Origin of the sequence: Corallococcus llansteffanensis (assembly GCF_003612055.1) — a bacterium.
GTDB lineage: Bacteria > Myxococcota > Myxococcia > Myxococcales > Myxococcaceae > Corallococcus > Corallococcus llansteffanensis.
The window spans coordinates 1-6,535 of sequence record NZ_RAWB01000560.1 but is presented as its reverse complement, the minus strand read 5'-3'; the positions used below and the strand labels follow the sequence as shown (position 1 = coordinate 6,535).

Annotated in this window: 5 protein-coding genes; 2 read left to right on the top strand and 3 right to left on the bottom strand. The window is 70.4% G+C overall.

What is annotated here, in order from left to right:
• Nucleotides 1-638: hypothetical protein (locus D7V93_RS35025; protein WP_120647508.1), on the top strand; the 638-nt coding region annotated here is incomplete at its 5' end.
• A 48-nt stretch (nt 639-686) separates the two neighbouring features.
• Nucleotides 687-1,109, top strand: coding sequence for an HD domain-containing protein (locus D7V93_RS35020; RefSeq protein WP_120610164.1), 423 nt, complete (start codon nt 687-689; stop codon nt 1,107-1,109).
• Nucleotides 1,110-1,198: 89 nt separating this feature from the next.
• On the opposite strand, the gene acnA is transcribed toward D7V93_RS35020, so the two are convergent.
• The 3 genes from acnA to D7V93_RS35005 all read right to left on the bottom strand — a co-directional run.
• Nucleotides 1,199-3,937 carry an aconitate hydratase AcnA gene (acnA, locus tag D7V93_RS35015; RefSeq protein ID WP_120647507.1) on the bottom strand — a complete coding sequence of 913 codons (2,739 nt, stop codon included), beginning with the start codon at nt 3,935-3,937 and terminating at the stop codon, nt 1,199-1,201.
• A gap of 129 nt (nt 3,938-4,066) precedes the next feature.
• Nucleotides 4,067-5,356 (bottom strand): phospholipase D-like domain-containing protein, encoded by a 1,290-nt coding sequence (locus D7V93_RS35010; RefSeq protein WP_120647506.1) that lies wholly within the window; start codon nt 5,354-5,356, stop codon nt 4,067-4,069.
• A 107-nt stretch (nt 5,357-5,463) separates the two neighbouring features.
• Nucleotides 5,464-6,535 (bottom strand): hypothetical protein (locus D7V93_RS35005; protein WP_120647505.1); only part of this gene is annotated, 1,072 nt, incomplete at its 5' end.

Genomic DNA, 6,535 nt, shown 5'->3' with positions numbered 1-6,535 from the left:
CCATGTCCCCGCGCCCCTCCTCCCGCTCCACCCGTGGCGCCACGCTGCTGCTCGTGGTGCTGCTCGTCACCGTGCTGCTGGGACTCGTGGCGGGCGTCATGGCCTACGCCAGCAGCGAGCGCACCCGCGCCGTGTCCTCCAGCCGCGTGGGCCAGCGGCAGAGCTGCGCGGAGAGCGGCCTGCAACTGGCGCGCGGCTACTTCGGCCGCAACTACGCGCAGTGGGACACCTTCCTCAGCAAGCCGTCCACCTACGACCCCGTCGCCTCGCCCACCAACACCGCGCCCGCCAGGCCGCGCGAGCTCACCGGGCCCACCGGGCGCAATGCCATCAAGCTCGTCAACCCGGCGCTGTTCGCGGACCTGGACGGGGACGCCAAGGACGACGTGTACCTGTACATCCGCGACAACGAGGACGAGTTCAAGCCGCTCGCCTCCGACTGGGCGCGGGACAATGATCAGCAGGTGGTGGTGGGCGCCATGTGCATCAGCGAGACGCTGATTCCGCGCCGGGGTGACACCAACAAGCTGGACCCGTCCGCCCTCGCCGTGGAGGGCATCCTCCAGTACAACGGCGGCGGTCAGGCCTACACCGCGCAGTCGGCGGGCGGCACGGGCTCCGGCAACCTGAACCGCTGAGCCTTCGCGCCGAGCCGGCCGGGGCACGGGCGTGACAAGCTGTCCGCCATGCCCACGCTCGAAGACGCCATCGCCCTCGCGGTGGCCGCGCACCAGGGCCAGCGCGACAAGGCTGGCCAGCCCTACATCCTCCACCCGCTGCGCGTGATGCTGCGCCTGGGTAACGACACCGAGCGCACCGTGGCCATCCTCCACGACGTGGTGGAGGACACGCCGTACACGTTGGAGCGACTGCGCGGGCTGGGCTACGCGGAGGACGTCCTCTCCGCGCTGGACTGCCTGACGAAGCGCGAGGGGGAGTCCTACGAGGCCTTCATCGAGAGGCTCCGGCCCCACCCCGTGGCCCGCCGCGTGAAGCTGGCGGACCTGGAGGACAACATGGACGTGCGGCGGCTGTCCGCCGTCACGCCGAAGGACGCGGAGAGGCTGTCGCGCTACGTGGCCGCGTGGACGCGCCTGCGCGCCGAGTAGTCCCCGGCGGGCCGCGAAAAGACAACGGCCCGGCGACCCTCCGTGGAGCGAGGGCGGCCGGGCCGGGAACGACGGACTCCGGAAGCGCCTTACGCCTTGGCGAGCTGGCGCAGCACGTACTGGAGGATGCCGCCGTTGCGGTAGTAGTCGAGCTCGTTGGGCGTGTCGATGCGGCACACCGCCGTGAACTCGATGGGGCCCTTCTCGCCGCCGGTGGCCTTCACGGTGAGCTTCTTCTGCGGCGCCAGGCCGTCCGCGACGCCCGTGATTTCGAACGTCTCCTGGCCGGTGAGCCCCAGCGACTGCGCGTCCTGGCCCGCCTCGAACTGCAGGGGCAGCACGCCCATGCCCACGAGGTTGGAGCGGTGGATGCGCTCGAAGCTCTTGGCGATGACGGCCTTCACGCCCAACAGCTGCGTGCCCTTGGCCGCCCAGTCGCGGCTGGAGCCGGTGCCGTACTCGGCGCCCGCCAGCACCACCAGCGGGATGCCCTCCGCCTGGTACTTCATGGACGCGTCGTAGATGCTCATCCGCTCACGGGTGGGGATGTGCACCGTGACGCCGCCCTCCACGCCGGGCACCAGCAGGTTCTTCAGGCGGATGTTGGCGAAGGTGCCGCGCACCATCACCTCGTGGTTGCCGCGCCGGGCGCCGTAGGAGTTGAAGTCCTTGGGCTCCACGCCCTCGGCCATCAGGTACTTGGCGGCCGGGCTCGTCTTCGCGATGTTGCCCGCGGGCGAGATGTGGTCCGTCGTCACGGAGTCACCCAGGAGCGCCAGCACGCGCGCGCCCTTGATGTCCTGCGTGGCCTTGGGCTCCTTCGGGAGGTTCTCGAAGAAGGGCGGCTTGCGCACGTAGGTGGACTTGGGGTCCCACTGGAACGTGGAGCCCTTGCTCACCTGGAGCTGCTGCCACAGCGTGTCGCCTTCCATCGCGTTGGCGTACTGGCTGCGGAACTGCTCCGGCTTCACCGCCGTGCGGATGGTCTCCCGGATCTCCTGGTCCGACGGCCAGATGTCCTTGAGGAACACCGGCTTGCCGTTGGGGTCCGTGCCCAGCGGCTCGTTGTTCAGGTCGCGGCCCACTTCACCGGCCAGCGCGTACGCCACCACGAGCGGGGGGCTCGCCAGGTAGTTCATGCGCACGTGCGGGTTGATGCGGCCCTCGAAGTTGCGGTTGCCCGACAGCACCGCGGCCACCACCAGGTCGCCCTCCACCACGGCGTTGGACACCGCCTCCGGCAGCGGACCCGAGTTGCCGATGCACGTGGTGCAGCCGTAGCCCACGACGTGGAAGCCCACGGCCTCCAGGTAGGGCAGGAGGCCCGCGTCACGCAGGTACTCGGTGACGACGCGGCTGCCGGGGGCGAGGCTCGTCTTCACCCACGGCTGCGGCTTGAGGCCCTTCTCCACGGCGTTCTTCGCCAGGATGCCCGCGGCCACCAGCACGGCCGGGTTGGACGTGTTGGTGCAGGAGGTGATGGACGCGATGACGACCGCGCCGTGACCCACCTGGTAGCTCTGCCTGCCGGCCTTCACGGTGACGCTCTGGGCCAGCCGCTCCGGAGGCACCGGGGCCGCGGGGGCCTTCGCGCCGCCCTTGGGGCCCTCGTCGTCCTCGCCCTTGCTCTTGCCGGCGGACAGCATCTCCACGAGCGACGCCTCGTAGCCCGCCTTCATGTCCTTCAGGGGCACGCGGTCCTGCGGACGCTTGGGGCCCGCGAGGCTGGGCACCACGCTGGCCAGGTCCAGCTCCAGCGAGTCGGTGAAGAGCGGATCCGGAGCGCCGTCCGTGCGCCACAGGCCCTGCTCCTTCGCGTACGCCTCCGTGAGCGCCACGACGTCATCCGGGCGGCCGGTGAAGCGCAGGTAGTTGCAGCTCTCCTCGTCCACGGGGAAGAAGCCGATGGTGGCGCCGTACTCCGGGGCCATGTTCGCGATGGTGGCGCGGTCCGGCAGCGACAGGTTCTTCAGGCCGTTGCCGTAGAACTCCACGAACTTGCCGACGACGCCCTTCTTGCGGAGCATCTGCGTGACGGTGAGCACCAGGTCCGTCGCCGTCGCGCCCGGGGGCAGCTTGCCGGTGAGCTTGAAGCCCACGACCTGCGGAATCAGCATCGTGATGGGCTGGCCCAGCAGCGCCGCCTCCGCCTCGATGCCGCCCACGCCCCAGCCCACCACGCCCAGGCCGTTGATCATCGTCGTGTGGCTGTCGGTGCCCACGAGCGTGTCCGGGTACACCGTGGTGCCCTGGCGGAACGTCACCTGCGCCAGGAACTCCAGGTTCACCTGGTGGCAGATGCCGATGTCCGGCGGCACCACGCCAAAGCCCTTGAACGCGCTCTGGCCCCAGCGCAGGAAGGCGTAGCGCTCGCGGTTGCGGTCGAACTCCAGCTCCGCGTTCTCCTTGAAGGCCGCGGTGGTGGCGAACGAGTCGATCTGCACCGAGTGGTCGATGACGAGGTCCGCGGGGTTGCGCGGGTTGATCTTCGCGGGGTCCCCGCCCATGGTGGCGAGCGCCTCGCGCATGGCGGCCATGTCCACGACGGCGGGCACGCCGGTGAAGTCCTGGAGCAGCACGCGCGCGGGGTGGAAGGAGATCTCGGTCTCCGGCGCGGCCTTGGGGTCCCACGCGAGCATCTTCTCGATGTGCTCACGCTTGACGACGCGGCCGTCCTCGTTGCGCAGCAGGTTCTCCAGCAGCACCTTGAGGGAGAACGGGAGGCGGTTCACCGCCGGGTGGGCCTTCGCCAGGGTGGCCAGGCTGAAAAGGTCGTAGGTGGCCGAGCCCACCTTGAGCTTGCCCTTGGTGCCGAAACTGTCCGTCATGTGCGTTGCCGTCCTTCCGTGCCGGAATGGGGCAACTTCTAGGCGCGTCGCACCCGGCATGCAAAGGGTTCCTGCACCGCGTTGAAGGCGGTGGACGGTTGCCTGGAACCCGGGGATGACGGCCCCGCTTCAGAGGACCTTGCGGAAGAAGTACAGCACCCGCTCCACGGCCTTCTGCCAGAGGGGCCGGCGTCGGAACGCGACGAGGTCCACCTCGCGACAGTCGCCGCAGTCCGTGCGGAACGAGTCCTCCAGGTCGCGCCCCAGCCGGGGGTCCGCGAACACGGCGTTCACCTCGTGGTTGAAGGCGAGGCTCAGCCGCTCCAGGTTGAACGAACCGATGGTGCCCCACACCCCGTCCACCACGGCCGTCTTGGCGTGCAGCACGCCGCGCTGCCACTCGAAGATGCGGATGCCGGCGCCCAGCAGCGTCTCGTAGAAGGCGCGCGTGGCGTGCTCCAGGAAGGGGTGGTCGCTCTTGCCGCCGTTGAGCAGCAGGCTCACCTCCACGCCCCGCTTCGCCGCGTCCTTGAGCGCGGACACCATGCGGCGGTCCGGCACGAAGTAGCCCGCGGCGATGAGCACGCTCCTGCGCGAGCGCTGGATGGCGTGCAGGTAGGCGCGGTGGATGCTGCGGCGGCTGGACAGCACCGCCAGCCCCACGTCGCCCTTCCGGGGCCCGGGGACGGGCACGTGCGTGCCGCGGATGCGCCGCTGCAGCCGGCTCAGCCGGTCCTGGAACATCATCCGCCACGTCGCGAGGAAGCGGCGCTCCAGTTCGTGCACCGCGGGGCCTTCAATCCGGAGCACGTCGTCGCGCCACGCGACGCCCTGCCCTTCAGGCGCCCAGTGCGCGGCGATGTTCACCCCGCCCGTGAAGGCCACCGTGCCGTCCACCACCAAAATCTTCCGGTGGTCGCGGCGCATGAGGTAGCGCAGCCCGCGCGCCAGGCTGAAGGGCTTGAAGGCGCGCACGTCCACGCCGCGCTGGCGCAGCCCCTCGAAGAAGCTCCGGCGGCTGGTCCACGAGCCCACCGCGTCGTAGAGGACCTTCACGTGCACGCCGCGCTCGGCGGCCTCCGCCAGCGCCTGGCCGAAGAGTTCGCCCACCGTGTCGGTGACGAACATGTACGTCTCCAGGCGGATGGACCGGCGCGCCCGGCGGATGGCCTCCAGCATCTCCGGATAGGCCTCCACGCCGTCGCGCAACAGGCGGCACGCGTTGCCCTGCAGCGTGGTGTGGCGGCGGGGCAGGTAGTACCGGGCGAGCAGCATCCGGGACACCCCGGGGCTCCACACCGGGCCATGCTCCGGCACCGGCCCCGGGCTCCGAGCCGGCTCCGGTGAACGCACCGGCCGAAGCCCCGCTGGGATCTGCTGCTCCACCACCCCGATCTCCTCCCCCCGCCGCTCGCGCATCACTCATTGAGGGTGGGAACGGAAGATGTGACCGGCAACCAGGAGGGGCCCTGCCCGCCTCTCAGGCGGGGTTGCATCGTCGGCTACCGGACGGGGATGCCTGGGTGCTACAGGCCGTACTCGGCGCGCTTGTTCTCCGCGCGCGTGGCACACGGCTGGTCGTACTCCGGGAAGTAGTCGCGCATGTGGTCCAGCGTGAGCGCGGCCTTCTTGTAGTGGCCCTGGTTGTAGTAGCCCTCCACCTCCAGCAGCAGCTTGGAGCACGTCCTGTCCAGCTCCTGCTGGGCGGTGCGCATGCGCTCCTGGGCCTCGAAGTAGAGGTCCGGCTTCGGGTCCGGGTGGGCCTCCAGCATCAGCCACGCCTCGCGGAAGGACTTCCACGCCTCGTAGCGGTTGCGCGCGCCGATGTCCGGCGTCTCGAAGTTCTTGCGGCCCTTCTTGAAGGACTCCCCGGCCTGCTGGAGCAGTTGCTGCGTGGAGAGGTCCTCCGGCAGCAGCGCGCGCTCCACCCAGACGTTCCAGATGCGCCAGGGGTCCTCGCCGGGCGGGTTGCGGGTGTTGTCGAAGATGATGCGGTTGGGCTCACCCTTGCGCAGCTGCTGGGGCGGGATCATCAGCTCCAGCGAGCGCTCCTGGCTGGCCAGCGTGTCCGGGGGCACCTTGCCCACGTCCACGCCGTTGACGCTCACCACGATCTCGTCCTTGGAGATGCCCTGCGCCTGGTAGTGGAGGATGACCACCGCGCGCGTGGCGGCGATGAACTCCCACTCGAACACCTTCATGTCCGGCCGGTTCCAGGTGACGTCGTCGCCCAGGCCGAACGAGTCGTTGATGGGCTGGTTCGTCAGGCGCACGGGCTCCTCGCCCTTCTGCACCTTCTCGCCACCGCCCAGCACCAGCCAGTACAGCAGGCCGAAGAGGCCCAGCACCACCACGCCACCGCCGGCCATGACGCCCGCGCGGACCTTGGAGTTCGCCTCCGCCCAGAACAGGCGCAGGTTGGCCATCAGGCCCGGCGTCTCGCGGCGGATGCGGGCGCGGTCCGCGGCGGACAGGCCCCCTGCGCTGGTGCCGGCCCGGGGCGACGAGCTGCGCGCCACCGCGCGGGACGACTGGGAGCCCGTGCTGCGACGCGCCGGCGGGGGCGCGGGCGCCGGACGCTCGATGGCGGCGGGGGCC